This is a genomic window from Chryseobacterium sp. G0162, from assembly GCF_003815715.1.
GTDB lineage: Bacteria > Bacteroidota > Bacteroidia > Flavobacteriales > Weeksellaceae > Chryseobacterium.
The window spans coordinates 2040796-2062109 of record NZ_CP033922.1 but is presented as its reverse complement, the minus strand read 5'-3'; the positions used below and the strand labels follow the sequence as shown (position 1 = coordinate 2062109).

The 21314-nt window shown below is 36.2% G+C and carries 18 protein-coding genes and 1 riboswitch; of the genes, 15 read left to right on the top strand and 3 right to left on the bottom strand.

Features of this window, described 5'->3' with window-relative positions:
- The 3 genes from EG344_RS09490 to EG344_RS09480 all read left to right on the top strand — a co-directional run bounded on the left by EG344_RS09490 (window position 1) and on the right by EG344_RS09480 (window position 5229).
- A complete protein-coding gene (locus tag EG344_RS09490) occupies window positions 1–333 on the top strand; it encodes a helix-turn-helix domain-containing protein (protein ID WP_123858764.1) in 333 nt (110 codons plus the stop codon).
- Between the two features lie 261 nt (window positions 334–594).
- A riboswitch (SAM riboswitch) is annotated at window positions 595–691 on the top strand.
- Window positions 692–774: 83 nt separating this feature from the next.
- The gene (locus EG344_RS09485) at window positions 775–3717 is read left to right on the top strand and encodes a SusC/RagA family TonB-linked outer membrane protein (protein WP_123909225.1); all 2943 of its coding nucleotides are present in this window, start codon (window positions 775–777) and stop codon (window positions 3715–3717) included.
- Window positions 3718–3735: 18 nt separating this feature from the next.
- Complete coding sequence (locus tag EG344_RS09480) at window positions 3736–5229, top strand: RagB/SusD family nutrient uptake outer membrane protein (RefSeq protein WP_123909224.1); 1494 nt, start codon at window positions 3736–3738, stop codon at window positions 5227–5229.
- Between the two features lie 231 nt (window positions 5230–5460).
- On the opposite strand, the gene EG344_RS09475 is transcribed toward EG344_RS09480, so the two are convergent.
- Complete coding sequence (locus EG344_RS09475; RefSeq protein WP_123909223.1) at window positions 5461–6027, bottom strand: hypothetical protein; 567 nt, start codon at window positions 6025–6027, stop codon at window positions 5461–5463.
- A 16-nt stretch (window positions 6028–6043) separates the two neighbouring features.
- Entirely contained in the window at window positions 6044–6259 is a 216-nt protein-coding gene (locus EG344_RS09470) for a hypothetical protein (protein WP_123909222.1), read from the bottom strand.
- 337 nt (window positions 6260–6596) lie between these two features.
- Here EG344_RS09470 and EG344_RS09465 point away from each other — a divergent pair, with 337 nt between their 5' ends.
- The 8 genes from EG344_RS09465 to EG344_RS09430 all read left to right on the top strand — a co-directional run bounded on the left by EG344_RS09465 (window position 6597) and on the right by EG344_RS09430 (window position 17739).
- Complete coding sequence (locus EG344_RS09465) at window positions 6597–6920, top strand: DUF6660 family protein (protein ID WP_123909221.1); 324 nt, start codon at window positions 6597–6599, stop codon at window positions 6918–6920.
- A 137-nt stretch (window positions 6921–7057) separates the two neighbouring features.
- Window positions 7058–11416 (top strand): CusA/CzcA family heavy metal efflux RND transporter, encoded by a 4359-nt coding sequence (locus EG344_RS09460; protein ID WP_123909220.1) that lies wholly within the window; start codon window positions 7058–7060, stop codon window positions 11414–11416.
- 46 nt (window positions 11417–11462) lie between these two features.
- Window positions 11463–12692: an efflux RND transporter periplasmic adaptor subunit gene (locus tag EG344_RS09455; RefSeq protein WP_123909219.1), complete on the top strand. Its 1230-nt coding sequence runs from the start codon at window positions 11463–11465 to the stop codon at window positions 12690–12692.
- A gap of 21 nt (window positions 12693–12713) precedes the next feature.
- Window positions 12714–13451, top strand: a complete 738-nt coding sequence (locus tag EG344_RS09450; RefSeq protein WP_123909218.1) for a methyltransferase family protein — start codon at window positions 12714–12716, stop codon at window positions 13449–13451.
- 21 nt (window positions 13452–13472) lie between these two features.
- Window positions 13473–14351, top strand: coding sequence for a bestrophin family protein (locus EG344_RS09445; protein WP_123909217.1), 879 nt, complete (start codon window positions 13473–13475; stop codon window positions 14349–14351).
- Between the two features lie 14 nt (window positions 14352–14365).
- Window positions 14366–15268, top strand: coding sequence for a cation diffusion facilitator family transporter (locus tag EG344_RS09440; protein ID WP_123909216.1), 903 nt, complete (start codon window positions 14366–14368; stop codon window positions 15266–15268).
- Window positions 15269–15286: 18 nt separating this feature from the next.
- Window positions 15287–15706, top strand: coding sequence for a Fur family transcriptional regulator (locus EG344_RS09435; protein WP_123869652.1), 420 nt, complete (start codon window positions 15287–15289; stop codon window positions 15704–15706).
- Window positions 15707–15750: 44 nt separating this feature from the next.
- On the top strand, window positions 15751–17739 hold the full coding sequence (locus EG344_RS09430; protein ID WP_123909215.1) for a heavy metal translocating P-type ATPase: 1989 nt from the start codon (window positions 15751–15753) through the stop codon (window positions 17737–17739).
- 482 nt (window positions 17740–18221) lie between these two features.
- Here the strand turns inward: EG344_RS09430 and EG344_RS09425 are convergent, their stop codons facing one another.
- Window positions 18222–18740, bottom strand: coding sequence for a GNAT family N-acetyltransferase (locus EG344_RS09425; RefSeq protein ID WP_123909214.1), 519 nt, complete (start codon window positions 18738–18740; stop codon window positions 18222–18224).
- A 292-nt stretch (window positions 18741–19032) separates the two neighbouring features.
- Between EG344_RS09425 and EG344_RS09420 the strand changes: the two genes are divergently transcribed.
- The 4 genes from EG344_RS09420 (at window position 19033) to EG344_RS09405 (ending at window position 21312) form a co-directional block, all read left to right on the top strand.
- Complete coding sequence (locus EG344_RS09420; RefSeq protein ID WP_123909213.1) at window positions 19033–19395, top strand: hypothetical protein; 363 nt, start codon at window positions 19033–19035, stop codon at window positions 19393–19395.
- 182 nt (window positions 19396–19577) lie between these two features.
- Window positions 19578–19850 carry a YHS domain-containing protein gene (locus EG344_RS09415; RefSeq protein ID WP_123909212.1) on the top strand — a complete coding sequence of 91 codons (273 nt, stop codon included), beginning with the start codon at window positions 19578–19580 and terminating at the stop codon, window positions 19848–19850.
- Entirely contained in the window at window positions 19837–20502 is a 666-nt protein-coding gene (locus EG344_RS09410; protein ID WP_123909211.1) for an SCO family protein, read from the top strand. The genes EG344_RS09415 and EG344_RS09410 overlap by 14 nt, the downstream gene beginning before the upstream one ends.
- A 135-nt stretch (window positions 20503–20637) precedes the next feature.
- Window positions 20638–21312, top strand: coding sequence for a superoxide dismutase (locus EG344_RS09405; RefSeq protein ID WP_123909210.1), 675 nt, complete (start codon window positions 20638–20640; stop codon window positions 21310–21312).
- Window positions 21313–21314 lie beyond the last annotated feature (2 nt).

Sequence of the window (21314 nt, the reverse complement as noted above, 5' to 3'; positions counted from 1 at the left end):
ATGATAGAACAAGGTCCTGATTATATAAGAATTTATACCGATATCATTGCCATGAAGCATCCTCAAAAGCTTGAAATATGTGCGCCTATTTTACAAAAAAAAAGATTGACGGCATTGGATGTTCTTAAGCTTAATGAAATTGTCTTCGGATTAGAAGGAATTGAAACAGAAAAATTTAATCAAAGACATAAGTCTTATGATAAGTCTGCTATTATAAAAATTTTAAATTTTCAAAAAGACCATGGATATAATAATACTCAAATGGCGAATCAATTTAAAATGAGTAGAAATACTTTAGCAAAGTGGAAAAAAAGTTTTGAATGTAATCAATAATTTTACATTTAAAACGGTTTTTAGAGATTTTAATTTAATGGTGCTTAGGCACCATTTTTTTGATATTATGAGATGGTTTTATCATTAAATACAATTTAATGATATTTATCATATTTATTAAAATGATAATTTATTTAAGGTCTTATAGTGGTGGGTATTAATAAAATATTATAATAAATTTTGAAAAATTATCATGAAAATTTTATAAGTCTACTTGTTTTGTAGACTAAAAGTTTATAGATTTGCAACCATATTTCGATCGGCTTATAAAGAAAGATGGAGGGAACTGACCCTACGAAGTCTTGACAACCTGCGTTATGTAAGGTGTTACATTCAGCCTTTAAAGGAAAAATAAGCATTTGGTTTATCGTATTTATCGATGCCCTTTGCTGTTTTTTCAGTAAAGGGCAAAATTTTAATATATGGTAAATAAAATTGATTATGATTAATAAAAATCTATTTAATTCTAAAATTTGGATTCCACCCGTTGCTGTATTTTTCTTAGGAATTGTAAGTGTAAGCGGGCAAAATTCCAAACCGAAAAAGGATACTCTTAAAGAAAAGGAAATTGATGAAGTGGTTGTGGTGGCTTACGGAAAAGCAAAAAGAAATAGCTACACCGGTTCCGTAGCAACAATTTCCAGTGATAAAATCAATAACAGACCTGTGACCAACATTACCAAAGCATTGGAAGGACAGGTTCCCGGAATTCAGGTTACCGGTGCATCAGGACAGCCTGGAGCTACTTCTACGATCAGGATCAGAGGGGTAGGTTCGGTTAGTGCTTCCAGTGAGCCTTTATACGTTGTGGATGGGATTCCTTTTGACGGAAACATCAATGCGATCAGTCCTAATGATATAGAATCCATCAGTGTTTTAAAAGATGCTACGGCAAGTGCTTTGTATGGTTCAAGAGGAGCGAACGGAATTATTATCATTACCACAAAATCCGGTAAAAAAGGAGAAGCCAGGGTAAACCTTAACATCAGCCAGGGGTTTTCAGGCAGAGCGGTAAAAGATTATGAGCAGGTCACTACGGATCAATATTTCCAATTGTATTGGGAGGCAATGAGAAACGGATACCAATCCGGTCAGATTTCTGCACAACAGGCAGCACAGATGGCAACAGACAATATTGTATCTGGTACCGGATTATCAATTAATCCTTATGGAGCTAATTATCCAAAACCAGTGGGAACAGACGGGAAATTATTACCGGGGGCGAGAGCTTTATGGAATGATGACTGGAGAGATGTTCTTCAAAGAGTTGCTTCCAGAAATCAGGTTGATCTAGACATCAGCGGGGGAAATGAAAAAAGTAATTATTTCTTTTCATTAGGTTATCTAGATGATAAAGGAATGGCTATTGAATCTGGGTTTAAAAGATACAGTACGAGATTAAAAATAAATTCTGAAGTTAAAAAATGGTTGAATGTTGGAGCGAACTTAAGTTACACGAACAGTATTCAGCAGGCTCCAAGTTCTTCAGATTCTAAGGCGAGTAATATTATTCAGGCGGCAAGGGCAATTCCGTCTTTTTATCCTTATTATGAAAGAAATCCGGATGGATCTTATGTAGTGGATGCGGAAGGGAACAAGATTTATGATTTTGGAAGATACAGACCTACTGCGGCACTTCAGAATCAAAATTTAGCGGCAAGTTTACCATTGGATAAAAATGAAAATAAGATCGATAATTTTTCAGGGAAAGGATTTATGGAGTTTACATTTCTTCCGGAGCTGAAGTTTAGAACGAGTTTTTCTGTTGATCTTGTTAGCTTTAATGAGCATTTTTATACCAATCCGCTTCTTGGACAAGGAAAGGAGACCGGAGGATCTGTAAGAAAAGCGAATAGCAGAACACTTTCCTATACGACCAGTAATATTCTGACTTATGATAAGAGGTTTGGAAAACATCATATTAATGTATTGGGAGGTCATGAATTTTATAAATATGATTACCAAATTATTTCCGGTAGCAGACAGGGTTTCTCATTACCTAACTACTATGAGCCTGATGCAGCCTCTCTGTTAGTGGATTTTGGAGGGAATAGTGATAAATTAAGCTTGTTGAGTTTCCTTGGAAAGGTGGAGTATGATTTTGATAATAAATATTTCTTATCTGCATCTACAAGAGCTGATAGTTCTTCAAGATTTTCAAAAGATAACAGATGGGGGACATTCTGGTCTGTAGGAGGTTCATGGAAACTTTCAAATGAAGAATTTATTAAAAATCTAAATTTCTTCAATCAGTTGACATTACGTGCAAGTTATGGAGGACAGGGGAATGATAAATTATTAAGGCCCAATGGACAGAGCCTTTATTATGCTTATCAGGAATTATACAGGGACTCACCTCTAGCTGGTGAGCCTGGAAAAACGTTGGAGAAAGTAGGAACTCCTAATCTGAAATGGGAAACCAATCTTAATTTGAATGTAGGACTTGAGTTTGCCATTCTTAATAACAGAATTAAAGGAAACGTAGAATATTTTGAAAGAAAAAGTAAAGACCTCCTCTTTAATGTACCGGTTGCTCCGTCTTTAGGGATCACTGATTATCCGGCCAATATTGGAACAATAAAGAATACAGGTTTTGAATTTTCATTATTCACAACGCCTATTAAAAATACGGACTTCCAATGGAACGTGGATATTAATCTGAGCACCTTAAACAATACGGTAACTAAATTGCCTAAAGGTCCTCTTGTGGTAGGAACAACAAAACAATTGAATGAAGGGGGATCTGTATATGATTTCTTTATTCCGGAATGGGTAGGAGTAGACCCAAGTAATGGAAAACCATTGTGGAAAACCATTACAAAGGATGCTAATGGAAATCCGGTGGAAGGAACAACTTCAGAATATGCCAAGGCTACAAAAATGCTGCAAGGTTCTGCTCTGCCTAAGTTAACCGGAGGAGTCAGCACGAGCATTAATTATAAGAGTTTTGATTTTTCTGCATTACTGACATTCAAGATTGGAGGGAAGATTCTGGACACAGATTATACTTCAATCTTACACAGTGGAAACTTAGGTGGACGCGCATGGGGGACGGAAATGCTAAACAGATGGACTCCTGACAATCCTTATACAGATGTCCCGGCTTTAAGTACAAAAACGAATAACTGGACTTCGGTTTCTACAAGGTTTCTTTATTCAGGAACGTATGCAAGGCTTAAGAATGTAAGCTTAGGATATACATTACCATCGGATTATTTTGAAACAATTGGATTGAAGAAGTTCAGAATTTATGTTCAGGCAGAGAATCTTCTGACTTTCTATAAACATAAAGGAATGGATCCTGAACAGGCACTGGACGGGACCACATATTACAGATATCCGGCTATGAGAACGATTACTTTTGGTCTTCAGGCAACGTTTTAACCCTTAACATTTGAAACAATGAAACAATTAAAATATTTATCTTTTGCATTAATAGGATTATGGTCACTCACAAGTTGTGAAAGTGAGATGGATACTGCTCCTACGGATCAGGCGAATAGTGTAGAAGTTTTTAAAACAGCTGAAAGTGCAGAAACAGTAATTAACGGAACCTGGGCGAAATTCAATAATGACGGAACTACTTTTGCTAATATCGGGTATTCAACTGTATTAAGAGCAAGTGATGCTATGGGAAGCGATGTAGCTGTGTTAACCAATAAGTATGGCTTTTCATCGACCTATGATTTTACAGAAATGGTGAATAATACAGCGGCTCGTCCTTTATTTATCTGGACAATGTTATATTCCACCATCAATAATATGAATAATGTTATTGCCAAAATTGATGCAGCAGAGGGAAGCCAGGCAAAGAAAGATCAGGTAAAAGGTCAGGCAAAAGCATTGCGTGCGTTCTGTTATCTGAATATTGCCAGCTTTTATCAGTTCAGCTACCTAAAAGATAAATCGGCTTTAACGGCTCCAATCTATACAGAGCCTTCATCAACAAGTAGTGTTGCAAAGAAAAAATCCAGCCTGGAAGATATTTATACTTTGATTAAAAGTGATCTTACGGATGCTGATAACTTATTGAAGAATTATACAAGAAATAAAAAGGATAAGATCAACCGTAACGTTGTCAACGGGATTTTAGCAAGAGTTTATTTGAATACCGGAGAATGGACTAAAGCTGCTGCTGCTGCAAAAACAGCAAGAGAAGGTTTTGCATTGATGACTCCGGAAAAATATAAGGAAGGGTTCAATGATATTAATAATGGAGAATGGATCTGGGGGCATGCACAGACGCAAGAGATGTCGGATGCAAGTTATGCCTTCCATTATCTGGATGTGTCTTCATCAGGGAGTTATTATTACAGTTTCATGGCCGATCCTTATTTTAAAAAACTGTTTGATAGCAATGATATCAGATCTGAGTTATTTTCATGGGATGGACTTCCAGCAAGGGAAGGATTGTTGAGATATGCTAAATTCAAGTTTAAGTCAACACTTATTGCAGATATTGTTTATATGAGAGCGGCTGAAATGTACCTGATTGAAGCTGAGTCAGAAGCAAGAAATGGAAATCCAGCTCAGGCAGTAGCTGTTTTAAATCAATTAAGAGCAGCAAGAAATGCTAATGCTTATACAGGTTCATTAGCACAAAATGATGTGATAAATGAAGTTTTGATTGAAAGAAGAAAAGAATTATTTGGAGAAGGCTTCTCACTTTCAGATATTATCAGAACGCAGGGAACAGTGGAAAGAAAGCCATTTGTAGATGCAGGAGGAAAACCTATTAAAGTCCAGGTGACCACTTCTAACGGAATAATAAAAACAGTGGATGGTAAAGGGCATAGCGTATTTGATCTTCCGAATAAGACTCCGTTTGTTCCGAATAGTCCGTATTATTTATTCAGTATTCCGTTGAAGGAAATTGAAAATAATCCCAATTTATAATCTATAGTCCATATTAGATTTGATTTTTTAGCCACTGCTTTTGCGGTGGTTTTTTATATAAAATGGCTGTCTTAAAATAAGGCAGCCATTTATCATTGTATCAATAAAAAAGTTCTGTTTGTAATTAATTTTTATATACTTTGACAAAAGATAATACAAACATTATTTTCGCCAAAGAACCCTACTCTCCGAGGTCTCCAGCTTTGGAGAATGTTTATAAATTACTTTTATTTATTTACTCAAAGCCTTGAGACTTTGCGCAGCGGGGGAATCAGGAAGCTTTTTTATAAATTCTTTGATTTTAATGTCCTGTAGCCCATCATGTTGCATGTAATGTTCAATTTTTAATGTTTTACTATAATCTTTATGAGATATTTTATACCTTAATATATCAAAAGAAAATTTTGATAGCTCTATTCTTAATTTTTCCATTTCCAATGGATGAACCTCAGTGTCTTTTTCAAGCATCTCTGCAAAATCTAATAATTTTTTGCATATGTAATAAATTTCATCCTTAAGAAAGATAGGAGGAAATCCTAGTAAAAAATTTATTCGGGAAAGTATGATGTTTTTAAAACCATACTCTTTTATTCCGTAATAATATTCTAATTTATTAACATTTATATCAGCATTTAATATTAAAAAATTTACTACTTCTTTAGGGTTTACCTGATTTGAATAAAAATTTTTCAATTCTCTGATACTTGTCCATCCTGCTCTGTGTAATGATAAGTCTGCTTGATTTAAATAAGCAAATAAAAATACACAGAGGTTATATTCTAATTTTATTTTTTTCATATTTTCATTAAAAAGGCTACCACCAACGTTTAACATATTTTGGGTTCAAACTTCTTATATCCAATTGCATACGACCTTCTATCAGAATTCTGCCAGAATTTCCTGTACCACCAATATGAGGAGTAGGGGTTACCCCCGATTTAGGGACTGTAAATTCTATATATCCACCACCACGATTACCACCTGCTGCCTGTCCCAAGTGTACTTTCGATGGACTTATAAAAGGTTCCATTTCAACATCAACTCCATATGGTTTAGGTGATGAAACATTTATAGACTCCTGCTCTCCGAAGTCTCCCGACTTTGGAGAACGTTTGTAAAATTACTATTATTTATTGGTTCAAAGTCTGGAGACTTTGTGTAGCGGGCGCTTTGACGGAGATTGTTGATTTTTATATTTTCGTGATGAATACATTAAGAAGTATGGCATTTATTTTGAAAATAAATAACAATTGAGTGATAAATATGGTTTTTTAAAAAACGGTAAAGATTATTTTTTTTTAATTTTTGTCATATATTTAAAATCCTATAGATTACCTGTTTTATAAAAAATCTTTACCTTTGTAACAATGAACCTGTTAAGATGGATACTGGCAATTTATTTCATGGCGTTATCATTGATGCCATGTGAAGACTTGTCTCATCCATTAAATTCAGGAAACAAAAGTATTTCTTTAAGTATTTCTGAGACTCATTCTACAGACCAAGGAGATATTTGCTCACCATTGTGTGCTTGCAGCTGTTGCCAGATGACAGTTTCTGCATTTAAAATGGATCCTTTATTAGAACTCCCTGAGCAGATTCCTGCTTATTTTTCAAAGAAAATCTTATTTCACAAAAACGACTTCGCTTACCAGATATACGATCCTATCTGGCAGCCTCCTAAAATTTAATTTTATTGATTGTTAGAAAGTTATGCTTTCTAAGCCTACTTGAAACTTTGCAATACCATTGCAGAGGTTTTCATGATATTTTTGCTGCAGTATTCTATACTGTATGCCTATATTTTCAATAAAATTAAATAAAAATCGTGTTAGATAAAATCATAAAATTCAGTATCAAGAACAAGGCTGTCATTGGGATAATGACCTTGGTATGGGTTATTTGGGGAACATGGAGTGCTACCAAGTTACCCATTGATGCCGTACCGGATATTACCAATAATCAGGTTCAAATTATTACGGCTTGTCCTACATTGGCAGGACAGGAGGTGGAACAATTGGTAACGTTTCCCATTGAGCAGAGTATTGCTAATGTTCCGGATATTCAGGAAACAAGAAGTATTTCAAGATTTGGACTCTCTGTTATTACAGTAGTTTTCAAGGAAAATGTTGATGTTTACTTTGCCAGACAGCTCATCAATGAACAATTAAAAAATGCCGTTGAGGAAATTCCCAAAGGAGTAGGAACTCCTGAATTGGCTCCTGTAAGTACAGGGCTTGGGGAAATATATCAATATATTCTTCACCCTAAAAAAGGAAGCGAAAAGAAATACAATGCCAAGGAACTTAGAACCATGCAGGATTGGATTGTTCGAAGACAGCTTAACGGAACACCCGGAGTGGCTGAAATCAATAGCTTTGGAGGAGAATTAAAACAATACGAAGTAGCCATTGACCCCAACCGGCTGAAGGCGATGGGAACAAGTATTACCGAAATATTTACCGCGTTAGAAAAAAATAACCAAAATACCGGAGGGGCTTATATTGATAAAAAGCCTAATGCTTACTTTATCAGAGGGATAGGGTTGGTGTCTTCTTTAGAGGATATTAAAAATATAGCCGTAAAAAATGAAACAGGTAGTGTTCCTATCTTTGTGAAAGACGTGGCAGATGTTCGTCTAGGAAGTGCTGTTCGATACGGAGCTTTGACGTATAACGGAAAAGTAGATGCTGTAGGAGGAGTAGTGATGATGCTGAAAGGTGCCAACAGTAACGAGGTGGTAGAGAATGTTAAAGCAAAGATTCCTACCATTCAGAAATCTCTTCCAGATGATGTGGTCATTGAACCATTTTTGGATAGGACAGATTTGGTAGACAGAGCTATCAGTACTGTTGAGAAAAATCTGATGGAAGGAGCCCTAATTGTAATTTTTGTTCTTGTAGTCTTCCTGGGGAACCTAAGAGCAGGACTTATTGTAGCCTCAGCCATTCCGCTTTCCTTGTTATTTGCATTGGGAATGATGAATGTCTTTGGGGTAAGTGCCAATCTGATGAGTTTAGGAGCAATAGACTTTGGACTTATTGTGGATGGAGCTGTTATTATCGTTGAAGCAACCTTGCATTTGCTTCACAATAAAAATAAAGGGATGCTGACCCAGGTTCAAATGGATCAGGAAGTGGGGACTGCAGCCTCTAAAATGATGAACAGTGCCATTTTCGGACAGATTATCATTCTGATTGTTTATGTTCCGATTCTTACACTGGCAGGAGTAGAAGGAAAAATGTTTACTCCAATGGCTAAAACGGTAGGTTTTGCAATCATTGGAGCTACGATATTATCCATTACCTATATTCCGATGATGAGTGCATTATTTTTATCTAAAAAAATCTCACATAAAGAGACGCTTTCAGATAAAATGATGAATGCAATACAGAAGGTTTATCAACCATTGTTACAAAAAGCAATTAGAGCTAAATACATTATTGTTTCAGCAACAGTAGCCGTTTTTGTGATTGCAGCATTTATCTTTAAAAATATGGGGGGAGAATTTATTCCACAGCTACAGGAAGGAGACTTTGCATTCCATTGTATCCTGCCACAAGGAAGTTCACTTAGCCAGAGTATAGAAACTTCAATGCAGGCTTCAAGAATTATCAAACAATTTGATGAGGTGAAAATGGTAGTCGGAAAAACCGGATCTGCTGAAGTTCCTACGGACCCAATGCCGCCAGAAGCTACCGACATGATTGTTGTTTTAAAGCCACAAAGCGAATGGAAGACCAAAAAATCCTACAATGAGCTGGCAGATGAGATCAGTGAAAAACTGGAAACCATTCCCGGAGTGTTTTTTGAGAAAAACCAGCCTATTCAGATGCGTTTTAATGAATTGATGACAGGGATCAGACAGGATGTTGCGGTGAAAATATTTGGTGAAAACTTAGATTCGTTAGCAGTGTATGCTGATAAGGTTGGAAAGATTATTCAGACGGTGGATGGAGCTACTGCACCTCAGATTGAAAGAGTAAGTGGTCTGCCGCAGATCAATGTACAATATGACAGAACCAGAATTGCCAATTACGGATTGAATATAGAAGATGTCAACAATGCAGTAAGTACTGCCTTTGCTGGGAAAGCGGCCGGACAGGTTTTTGAAAATGAAAGACGTTTTGATTTGGTAGTCCGCCTTGACAGTCTTCACAGAACCGATATTTCGGATGTGAATAACCTGATGATAACCTCAGCTACTGGAGCTCAGATTCCGTTGTCGCAGGTTGCAAATGTAAATTATAAACTTGGCCCGGCACAGATTAGCCGTGAGCAGGGAAAACGTAGAATTGTAATAGGTTTTAACGTTAAAGGACGAGATGTGGAAAGTGTGGTAAAAGATATTCAGACCAAACTGGATAAAGTGAAATTACCATCCGGATATTACTTTACCTATGGCGGACAGTTTGAAAACCTTCAGGAGGCCAGTAAGCGTCTGATGATTGCAGTTCCTGTATCATTACTGCTTATTTTTATGTTGTTGTATTTTACATTTAAATCATTCAAGCAAGCTGCTTTGATCTTTACAGCTATTCCAATGAGTGCGATTGGAGGTGTTTTTGCACTTTTAGTAAGAGATATGCCATTCAGTATCAGTGCCGGAATTGGATTCATTGCATTGTTTGGAGTTGCAGTACTTAATGGAATTGTACTGATCGGAACCTTTAATCAACTTGAAAAAGATGGTGAAACCGATATTTTAAAGCGCGTTTTTGAAGGAACGAAAACAAGGCTAAGACCTGTTCTGATGACTGCAACAGTAGCTTCACTTGGATTTTTACCGATGGCTATTTCAACAGGAGCAGGAGCAGAAGTACAAAAACCATTGGCAACCGTAGTTATTGGTGGTTTGGTAACGGCTACCTTCCTTACTTTATTTGTTCTGCCAATGCTGTACATTATTTTTAACACAAAGGTCTTGAAGAGAAAGAATAAGAATATGCAATCATTTACCATCATTCTAGTATTGGGACTAATGATGCTGGGGCAGACGTTTAAAGCGCAGTCCAGACCAATCTCTGCGGAAGAAGCAGTCCAGATGGCGATCAACAATAATTTAACCTTACAATCAAAGGATTTAAGCATTAAATCAGCAGAAGCTTTGCGCCCAACGGCTAAAGAACTTCCCAAATTAAGCTTTGATGCGCAGCTAGGGCAGTACAACAGTCCGAAGTTTGACCAGTCTTTTGCCATTTCACAGAGTATCCCTTTTCCAACGTTATTTAAAGCCAGAAAAGAGCTCATCAATGAAAATATTAAGAGCAGACAGATTGATAAAGAAGTTACCATCAACGAACTGATTAAAGATGTTCGTACTTATTATTATCAGATTGAGTATTTTCAGTACAATAAAGAAAAACTGACCAATCTTGCCGGTTTTTATGATGAATTTATCAGAATTGCAACCGTAAGATTCAAAGCAGGGGATATCAAGAAGATCGAAATCAATACGGCAGAAACCCAAAAAGGAGAAATCGATTTGTTATTAAGACAGAATGAAGTGTACCTAAATAATGCATATAAAAATTTAAAAACCCTTCTGAATACTTCTGAAAATTTGGAAGTTCCGTTCAATACCAACTATGAACCTCTGAAAGCTGAAAATGTTTTGGATAGTAGCGTAGTTGCGAATAATCCTACAGTAAAAGCTTTCTATCAGGAAATGGAAATTGCGGAGAAGAATAAAAAGGTTGAGAAAGCAACAGGGCTGCCTGATTTTAGTTTGGGATATACCAACCAGTCACTGATAGGTTTTCATACCATCAATGGACAGGAGAATTTTTATGATTCAGGAAAACGTTTTCAGTCGGCAACGGTAGGAGTGGCAATTCCACTGACATTTGGAGCTACAAAAGCAAGAATGCAGGCACTGGAATATGATAAGCAGGTAGCGGAAACCAATGCAAGAATGCAAAAGAAGCAGCTTACTGCCCGGTTGGAAAATGCTTTTAATCAATACCAGCAAGATATACAGCAATATGATTACTATACCAATCAGGCGCTGCCCAATGCTGAAAAAATTGTAAAAGCAGCTCAGTTAGGATATAAAACGGGAGAAATTTCCTATGTAGAATACCTTTTTGCCTTGCAAACAGCAACCAATATTCAGTTAAAATATCTGGAATCCATTCAGCAGGTAAATCAGGCTGTAGTGACTATTAACTCAATCATTAATAAATAATATGAAGTCGATTGCATACGACCTTAGCATAAATAAAAATTCAAATATGAAACTCAAATATAATATCATAGCCTTTGTACTCATCTCTCTGTTGGCGGTAAGCTGCGGAAAAAAAGAAGCTGCAGAAGAAAAAGCTCCTGAAAAAACAGAACAGAAAGCACCTGCGCATGAAGAAGAACCGCAAACCATTGCTTCTTTAACGGAGGAGCAAATGAAATCTGTGGGTGTTGTTTTAGGATCAGTAGAAATGAAAGAACTCACCTCTACGATTAAGGCCAATGGTCTCCTGAGTGTACCCAACAGTAATAAAGCAACCATCACTTCCCTGTATGGAGGTATTATTAAAACAATAAACATTCAGGTAGGAAGCATTGTGAAAAAAGGACAGGTGATTGCAACAATCGCCAATCCTGAGTATATTCAACTGCAGGAAGATTATTTAACCACCAATAGCAGAATTACTTATGCTGAGCAGGAGTTCAGAAGACAAAGAGAGCTTTTTGATAATGATGCCGGAGCTAAGAAAAATCTTCAAAATGCCGATGCAGAACTGAAAACCCTAAGAACCAAAAGAGCGTCCCTTTTGAAACAACTTCAAATGATGGGAATCAATCCGGGAAATGTAAACAATGGTAACATGAGGTCCGGTTTGGTAATTACCGCCCCAATCAGTGGTACAATTAGTGGGATAACGGCACAGATAGGAAGCTATGTAGATATTTCATCTCCTGTGGCTACAGTAATTGATAACGGTTCTATTCACCTGGATCTTCAGGTGTTTGAGAAAGATCTTCCAAAGATGAGAGTAGGACAGATTGTGCATTTCAAACTGACCAATAATCCCGAAACAGAATACGATGCAAAAATTTATAGCATTGGCTCTTCTTTTGAAAATGAGAGCAAAACCATTTCAATGCACTGCGAAGTGATCGGAAATAAAGCCGGATTGATCGATGGAATGAATATTACCGGGATTGTAAGCCTTGATAAGAGCACAACACCTGCTGTTCCTACCGAAGCCATCGTAGAGGCAGACGGGAAATTCTATGTCTTTATTCAGACTGATAAAAAAATGGAGGAAGAACATGACGAAAAAGGAAAACCACATTCTAAAACTTTAAACTTTGAAAAAATAGAAGTAGTGAAAGGAACTTCGGATATGGGATATACTGCTATTACTCCAGTTGGGAATATTCCGGATAACGCTAAAATAGTAGTGAAATCTGCCTTTTTTGTGAATGCCAAATTAGTGAATTCAGGAGAGCACGAACATTAATAATAAAATAGAATTAAAAAAATGGCCTTAAAAGAAGAACTTGAAAAACAAGGGAACTGGTTATTTAAATACCGGAGTTTCCTTCCGATAGGAATTTTATTTGTAGGATTAATTGTTTTTATTCAAACCAATTTGCAGGAGAAAACATCGGACTGTATCATCTATTATGAATTTCTGTTCCTACTCGTGAGCCTTGTAGGTTTAGCAATCAGAATATATACTGTGGGGTATACTCCCAAAAATACCTCAGGAAGAAATACTGCTGAAGGGCAGGTTGCCGATACCCTTAATACTACCGGAATCTACAGTATGGTAAGAAACCCTCTGTATTTAGGTAATTTTTTTATGTGGCTGGGACCTGCACTTATGACAGAAAATATTTGGTTTATCATATCCTTTATCCTTTTCTATTGGATCTATTACGAAAGAATCATTTATGCCGAAGAGCAGTTTCTTGAAAGAAAATTTGGAAATAATTATAGAGCCTGGGCAGATAAAGTACCGGTTTTTATTCCTAAATTAGGGAGGTTTACTAGCAATAGGTTATCATTCAGTATCAAAAAGGTAATTAAGAAAGAAAAAAATGGACTTTTTGCTGTTTTTTTAATTTTTATGGTCTTTGACTTAATTGGCGAGTGGATTAAAGAGCACGATCATTATAATATGATTTTTATGATTGGCTGTATTGTCACCATGCTCATCTATATCGTCCTTAAAATAATTAAAACAAGAACATTCTATCTGGAAAATACAAGGTAAAATCAATTAAAAAATTGAATTATGTTATTAAACAAAAAAATATCAGTCTGGTATTTCATTCGTGAAATAAAATCACAAATTCTGTTCATCGGAATATTTGCGATAGCGATCGGACTTCTGGATATGTTGCCGTGGTTTCGGAAGATTTCACTTCCTCTGAATATTCCTGCTCTTTTGGGGACGGCGGTGTCTTTACTGTTGGCTTTCAGAACCTCTCAGTCTTATGAAAGATGGTGGGAAGCCAGAACGGTATGGGGAGCCATTGTGAATGATTCCAGAACATTTGTTAGACAGATTATTCAGTTTTTGCCGGCGGAAGATCATAAAACGGTCAGAGATTTTGCAGAAAGGCAGATCATCTGGACGTATGCGTTAGGAGAATCATTGAGAAAACAGCCTTTTTCAGATAAAGTTCAGAATTATTTGAAAGAAAACCAGATCAATGCTGTTAATATTCCCAATGCCCTTCTGGATGGTCATTCCAGACAGCTTAAGGAAATAGGAAATTCAAAATTGACGGATTTCCAACAGATGCAGTTGAATGATATGGTGACAAGACTTTGCGACAGCATGGGAAAATGTGAAAGATTAAAGAATACCGTTTTTCCAAGATCATATAGTGTTTTAGTTCATACTTTGATCTATGTATTTGCGATAATCCTTCCATTTGGGTTAGATGACTCACAGCTGATTGTAGAAATTCTTGTTACTTTCCTGGTTCCGATTGTATTTATTACCATAGAAAAAACGTCTATTATGATGCAGGACCCATTTGAAAACAGACCGGTGGACACCCCAATGACTTCTCTGGCACAAACCATAGAAATCAATATCAGACAAATGATTGGTGAACAAAACGTTCCTTTGAAAAAAGAAAATACATCCTATTATGAAATGTAATTAAGTCATTAGCTATGGAAAATACCAAAACACAAATACAAACTCCCTCCGCAGCAAGCAGACATAAAAAAAATCTGTTGATTGTACTATGTCTTAGCGGAACTTATCTTATTGCTGAGGTCATAGGCGGAATTGTTACCAATAGTCTTGCATTACTAGCGGATGCCGCCCACATGCTCACCGATGTTGTAGGACTATTGCTTGCATTTATTGCCATAAAAATTGGCGAAAAAAAAGCAGATCCCTCCAGAACTTATGGATATTACCGTACCGAAATATTAGCTGCGGTTATTAATGCTGTTGTTTTGCTGGGAATTTCAATATATGTATTATTTGAGGCCTATAGAAGGTTTCAGAATCCACCGGAAGTACAAAGTAAATCCATGCTGATTGTAGCAGGAATAGGATTATTGGTAAATATTGTCGGAATGATGATCCTTAGAAAAGATTCAGAAGGAAGTCTGAACATGAAAGGAGCGTATTTTGAAGTACTCTCGGATATGCTCACTTCTGTTGGAGTAATGATTGCAGGAATTATTATGCTGACAACAGGATGGTATTATGCGGATCCATTGATTTCTGCAGCCATCGGATTATTGATATTTCCAAGAACATGGAGGCTGTTGAAAGAAGCTATCAATGTACTGTTGGAAGGAACACCAACGGACGTAGATATTCATGAATTACGAAAATCATTGGAACAGGTTCAGGGAGTGAAGAATGTTCACGATCTGCATGTATGGTCGCTCACTTCAAGTGTGAATGCAATGAGTGCTCACGTTGTTAAAGATAAGGGAGTCTCTCCGAACCAATTATTAAAAACATTGACGGATACCACTGTTGAAAATTTTAAAATAAGCCATACGACTTTTCAGATCGAGGAGGAAGGGTACGAAGAAAATGAAGTACATCTGTAATATTTTAAAAGATTAAAAATGAAAAAAGATATAGAAAACAAACTCATTGATAAAAATACCAAGCCAACCAGTATGAGGATTTTGGTATATGATTTTTTAAGCTCGCAGGACGCTGCCCTGTCTTTGTCTGAAATAGAAAATCACTTTGAGAATGCAGACCGAATTACCATCTACAGAACATTAAAAACCTTTGAAGAAAAAGGAATTGTTCACAGCATCCAGGAAAATACGACTACAAAATACAAATTGTGTGATGATGATTGTGATGAAAAAACACATAAAGACTGGCATCTCCATTTCTATTGTAAAATATGTAAGCAGACAACCTGTAAAGAAGATATTTCCTTTCCGGAAAACATACAAACCAATTTCCGGATTGATGAAATAAGGCTCTTTGCCAAAGGAATCTGTGAAAATTGTCTTGAAAGTTTGCAATAGCATTGCATCAGTCTCACCCCTAAATTTGTATAAAAATATCAGTTATGGAAAAATGCTGTAGTACAACCCCGGAAAAAAAAGATCCAAAAGGACATACTCATAATCATTCAGAAGGAGATGGACATAATCATGACCACGACGGACATGGTCACTCCCATGACACCGGAGATCAGAGCATCTTTCAGATGTTTCTTCCGGCGATTATATCTTTTGTAATTTTATTATTAGGAATCGCTTTTGACAACTATATAAAACCTGCCTGGTTTACAGGATGGGTGCGCTTAGTATGGTTCCTGGCAGCTTATCTCCCTGTAGGATTTCCAGTATTAAAAGATGCTTTTAAAAGTATTATTAAAGGAGATGTGTTTTCAGAATTCTTTCTGATGAGTATCGCTACTATTGGTGCTTTCGCCATTGGAGAATATCCTGAAGGTGTTGCGGTAATGCTTTTTTACGCAGTAGGAGAGGTTTTCCAGTCGATGGCGGTAACCCGAGCCAAAGGAAATATCAAGGCTTTATTGGATCAACGACCAGATGAGGTTACGATCATGGAAAATAATCAGCCTAAAACCATTAAAGCTAAAGAAACAAAAATTGGTGATGTTATTCAACTGAAACCAGGTGAAAAGCTTGCACTCGACGGAGAACTGCTTTCTGATTCAGCATCATTCAATACAGCTGCTTTAACAGGTGAAAGTAAGCCGGATACCAAAAATAAAGGTGAAGTAGTATTGGCAGGAATGATTAACATGAACAGTATTGCTCTTGTAAAGGTAACTACTGCTTATGAAGATAGTAAATTAAGTAAAATATTAGAGTTGGTTCAGAATGCAACCGCTCAAAAAGCACCTACAGAATTATTCATCAGAAAATTTGCAAAAGTTTATACCCCAATTGTTGTAATTCTGGCCATAGGAATCACTTTCTTACCTTATTTCTTTGTTGGTGATTATCAATTTAGAGATTGGTTGTACAGAGCGTTGATCTTCCTTGTAATTTCATGTCCTTGTGCCCTGGTAATTTCTATTCCATTAGGTTATTTTGGTGGAATCGGAGCAGCCAGCCGAAATGGGATTCTGCTTAAAGGAAGTAATTTCCTGGATGCTATCGCAGAAATTCAGAATGTGGTGATGGATAAAACCGGAACCATGACAGAAGGTGTTTTCAAAGTTCAGGAAGTAAGTATGAATGCTGCATTCAATAAAGACGAAATCATGCAGCTGGTTAACCTGTTGGAAAGTAAAAGTACACACCCTGTAGCCACAGCCATTCACAATTATGTAGGAGATATCAATTATTCCATTCCCATGGAAAATGTAGAAGAAATTGCCGGGCATGGATTAAAAGCGACCGTCAATGGGAAAGAACTTCTGGTAGGGAATTTTAAATTAATGGATAAGTTCAATATCAGCTATGATATTAACCATGCTAATATTGTATACACACTTATTGCGGTAGCGTATGATAAAAAGTTTGCAGGTTATATTACCATTGCAGACAGCATTAAAGCAGATGCTAAAGAAACCGTGGATAATCTTCATAAAATGGGAGTAAAAGCCACCATGTTGAGTGGTGATAAAGGGACTGTTGTGAAATATGTAGCCGATCAGCTGGGAATTGATAATGCATTCGGAGATCTTCTTCCAGAGGATAAAGTGAATAAAGTGAAAGAGATTAAAGCCAAAAATCAGACTGTAGCCTTCGTAGGAGATGGAGTGAATGATGCTCCGGTAGTGGCTTTAAGCGATGTAGGAATTGCGATGGGAGGTTTAGGAAGTGATGCTACTATTGAAACGGCAGATGTTGTTATTCAGGATGATAAGCCAAGTAAAATTCCGATGGCCATCAATATCGGTAAACAAACGAAAAAGATCGTTTGGCAGAATATTATCCTTGCCTTTGCTGTGAAAGCGGTAGTTCTTGTGCTTGGTGCAGGAGGTTTAGCAACAATGTGGGAAGCTGTATTTGCTGATGTAGGAGTTGCTTTACTGGCTATTTTAAATGCAGTAAGAATTCAGAGAATGAAGTTTTAAAGACCAAAAAACATACAACTATATTATATTAATGAAGGCTCTGCTGACTACAGCAGGGTCTTTTTTTATGAATATTAATAAAATGTTTGTTGGAATACGCAAACGCAAAGGTTTCTACCTAAATATACATATTTAAGGCGCAAGAAAATCAAAGATTTTCAGTAAGAGGAACTTCCTAATTTGCCACTAATGCAAGAATAAAATGATTTTGTTTTCAAAAAGTCTTTTCTATGTATCTATGAGTTTTAATTTTTTTTAACCACATGGATGCATAGGCTTTGTGCGTAAGTAAGATTATTTATGTATCCTTGGCATCAAAATATGCAGTTTTCAATTTTATCGCAGATAAAATCCTAGCGCCTTAAAACACAATCTTTTAAAAACTCTTCGCGTCCTTGCGTACTCCAACAAAAATAGCAACAAAGAAAAAGCCCTGTCGAAAAAAACAACAGAGCTTAACAAGATTAAACTTTTATAAAGAACTAAATTTTTTGTTTTGATAAGGCAAAGAAATTGAAATCCTCTTTCCCTATACTGAACTGATGCTCGCCAATTCTGGAATAGCCGTTTTTATCATAAAAATGTAATGCTCTCTCGTTAGAATCCAGAACGGATAACCAGATATATTGCTGTTCAGACCTTTCAAAAGAATCCATCAGTTCATCCATCAATGCCTTTCCTGCTTTTTTATCCAAAAACTCTTTCAGTACATAAATTTTCTGTAACTGAGAAACAGCGGTAGAATCAATAAACGCTGTTGGAGAATTAACTTTTAGTTTGGCATATCCAATCGGAAGTTCGTTCCAGAACGCAACCCAGAATTTATTATTAGGATTCTGAATACTATTCCTGATTTTAGCTACACTGAAGGTTCGTTCAAAATAATCAAATAGATCCTTTGGATCACGGAAATAGTCCGAAAATGTTTCTGTGAAGGTTATTCTTCCCAGTAGTGCAATATGTTGTGCATCTTCTATGGTAGCAGTTCTGATTTGGATCATGAGATAGATTCTGAAGCCTAATAACCAAAGGTCGTTATAATATCACAATGAGAACAGATACAGTTTTATGGATTTATTAGGTAACAGTTTTTTAAACGCGTAGATCCATAGACTTATGCAAGTAAATAATTTGTGTATTGGTGGCGATTAAATAGACAGGATTCAATTTTATTGCAGATATAATTCGCATAATCTTTAAAAACTCTTTGGAAAGACTCATTAATGACATTCATCATAAATGAGAGATAAAACAGTTTTGAAGTAGTATATTTGTAACTACAGAACAGAAGAATTGAGATTATTTATTTCCATATTTATCATTTTTACGGTTGCAGTACGTCCTGTTCTGCCTTTGGTAAACTATGCCGTGAATTATGATTATATTGTGAAAAACCTTTGTGAAAACAGAGGAGTCCCTCAGTCTACCTGTAAAGGAAAGTGTTATGTGGAGAAAGAACTGGCAAAAACAGAAAAGCAGTCCAATACTTCACAAACGGTAAAGATTGCAGGATTGGATGTTTTTATCTCTAATGAAATCCTTTCTTTCCCGAATAAAAAAGATCCTGAACCGTTAGGTAAAGCTCCGGCTTCAGATTACTTTGATTCCTATTCTACAGAATATTTTTCAAGGATATTCCACCCTCCTTTAGTTTAATATTTATATTGAACTAATATTTTAGTTTAAAGCTAAAATGGTTGTAAACAATTCATTATAGATTTACCTGAAAGCCCTTTTTAATTGGTTTTATGCGATTTCAACGAATCGTATGGTTGTTTTAATGTATTGTTTAGTTCCGTAATTTTACTCAATAGTATTAATTTTAATTAATCATTAAAATGAAATTTCCAATTATTTTGACGGCTTTGCTGTCAATAGTCCTGTTGTCGTGTACAAAAGAACCTCAGGTCAAACATAAAATGAATATGAGCACTTCAGGGGAAAATATAAAGAATGTCCAGGTAGTGAATGAAGAAGATCCTATTTGTCACATGAAAACGGCAGGCTCTTTAAAAGATACTGCAGTATATAAAGCTAAGGTATATGGCTTTTGTAGTTCGTATTGTAAAGATGAATTCAAAAAAAATCCTGAAAGCTATGCCAAAAAATAATAAGACTAAGGTTATTATTCCGATTGCCATTTTTGCTTTACTTTTCTTAGGGATAGGAGTGGGAATGAGTTACTTTAAAAAGAATCTTTATACGGTGATGAAGGTTCCTGATTTTGAACTGACAGATCAGAATGGTAAAAAAATAACCAATAAAGATATGCTGGGAAAGGTGTATCTGGTAGAGTTTTTCTTCAGTAAATGTCCTACGATATGCCCGGTGATGAATACGAATATGAAGGCCGTTCAAAACCAGATCAATAATCCTGACTTCGGTATTATTTCTATCAGTATCGATCCGGAAAATGATACTCCTGAAGCTTTGAAAGAACATGCTCAAAGGATTGGGGCTACATCTCCTAACTGGCATTTTTTGACTGGTGAAAGAACATATATCGGTAAATTAGCAGATCAGTTCAATATCTATGTCGGAGACAAAGAAGATGATGCGGAAAGTCTTAATCATAGTGGAATGATTGCCCTGGTAGATGAAAAAGGGAACATTCGTTGCAGGTATAATAAAGAAAATATGCCGATTCTTTATTATTCAGGATTGAATTATGAGGATCCGGAAGGAAAAAATCCGAAGCTAAATGGAAAATATCATCCGGATAGAGAAATCCTGATTGAGGATATTAAGAAGTTATTAAATTAGAGGGAAGAAAGGTAGCTGGAAGTATTGATCGTTAAGCAATTCTTTAATTGTTTTTAAAATTTCAAGTACTTCTATCTTCCGGCCTCAAGCTTCCATTCTAAAGTAAAATATTGTTTAACCATATAACAAAACATTATGAAGATTATGAAAATTGCTGCTTTAGGAGCAGTATTAGCAGCTCAGTTTACACTGGCTCAGTTTAAGCAAACTCCTTTACCGTATGCTTATAATGCATTAGAAGGATCAATAGATGCGCAGACAATGGAAATTCATTATTCAAAGCATGGTGCTGCATATGCTGCCAACTTGAATAAAGCCATTGCCGGAACTCCACAGGAAAAAGAATCTTTACTTAAGATTCTTTCTGAAACTTCCAAGCTAAGTCCTGCGGTAAGAAATAATGCGGGAGGACATTATAACCACGAGCTTTTCTGGACTATCCTTACTCCGGAGAAAAATACTCAACCTTCTGCAAAATTAGCAAAGGCTATTAACGAAACTTTCGGAAGTCTGGATGCTTTCAAAGAAAAGATGAGTAAAGCTGGTGCAGACCGTTTTGGATCAGGATGGGCATGGCTTGCCGTGGATAAAAACGGAAAACTTTTCGTTTCCTCTACCCCTAATCAGGACAATCCATTGATGGATATTGTAGAAGAAAAAGGAACTCCTATTCTGGGAATAGATGTATGGGAACACGCTTATTACCTGAAATATCAAAACAAGAGAGCAGATTATCTTTCTGCAATCTGGAATGTGCTGAACTGGAAAGAAGTCAGCAAAAGATATGATGAAGCTTTAAGCAAAAAATAATT

Excerpts from the sequence above, each read along its gene's own strand:
- EG344_RS09405 (WP_123909210.1), top strand. The coding sequence starts at position 20,638 with ATGAAGATTATGAAAATTGCTGCTTTAGGAGCAGTATTAGCAGCTCAG.
- EG344_RS09410 (WP_123909211.1), top strand. The coding sequence starts at position 19,837 with ATGCCAAAAAATAATAAGACTAAGGTTATTATTCCGATTGCCATTTTT.
- EG344_RS09490 (WP_123858764.1), top strand. The coding sequence starts at position 1 with ATGATAGAACAAGGTCCTGATTATATAAGAATTTATACCGATATCATT.
- EG344_RS09430 (WP_123909215.1), top strand. The coding sequence starts at position 15,751 with ATGGAAAAATGCTGTAGTACAACCCCGGAAAAAAAAGATCCAAAAGGA.
- EG344_RS09440 (WP_123909216.1), top strand. The coding sequence starts at position 14,366 with ATGGAAAATACCAAAACACAAATACAAACTCCCTCCGCAGCAAGCAGA.
- EG344_RS09455 (WP_123909219.1), top strand. The coding sequence starts at position 11,463 with ATGAAACTCAAATATAATATCATAGCCTTTGTACTCATCTCTCTGTTG.
- EG344_RS09480 (WP_123909224.1), top strand. The coding sequence starts at position 3,736 with ATGAAACAATTAAAATATTTATCTTTTGCATTAATAGGATTATGGTCA.
- EG344_RS09465 (WP_123909221.1), top strand. The coding sequence starts at position 6,597 with ATGAACCTGTTAAGATGGATACTGGCAATTTATTTCATGGCGTTATCA.
- EG344_RS09415 (WP_123909212.1), top strand. The coding sequence starts at position 19,578 with ATGAAATTTCCAATTATTTTGACGGCTTTGCTGTCAATAGTCCTGTTG.
- EG344_RS09470 (WP_123909222.1), bottom strand. The coding sequence starts at position 6,259 with ATGGAACCTTTTATAAGTCCATCGAAAGTACACTTGGGACAGGCAGCA.
- EG344_RS09485 (WP_123909225.1), top strand. The coding sequence starts at position 775 with ATGATTAATAAAAATCTATTTAATTCTAAAATTTGGATTCCACCCGTT.
- EG344_RS09435 (WP_123869652.1), top strand. The coding sequence starts at position 15,287 with ATGAAAAAAGATATAGAAAACAAACTCATTGATAAAAATACCAAGCCA.
- EG344_RS09425 (WP_123909214.1), bottom strand. The coding sequence starts at position 18,740 with ATGATCCAAATCAGAACTGCTACCATAGAAGATGCACAACATATTGCA.
- EG344_RS09475 (WP_123909223.1), bottom strand. The coding sequence starts at position 6,027 with ATGAAAAAAATAAAATTAGAATATAACCTCTGTGTATTTTTATTTGCT.
- EG344_RS09445 (WP_123909217.1), top strand. The coding sequence starts at position 13,473 with ATGTTATTAAACAAAAAAATATCAGTCTGGTATTTCATTCGTGAAATA.
- EG344_RS09450 (WP_123909218.1), top strand. The coding sequence starts at position 12,714 with ATGGCCTTAAAAGAAGAACTTGAAAAACAAGGGAACTGGTTATTTAAA.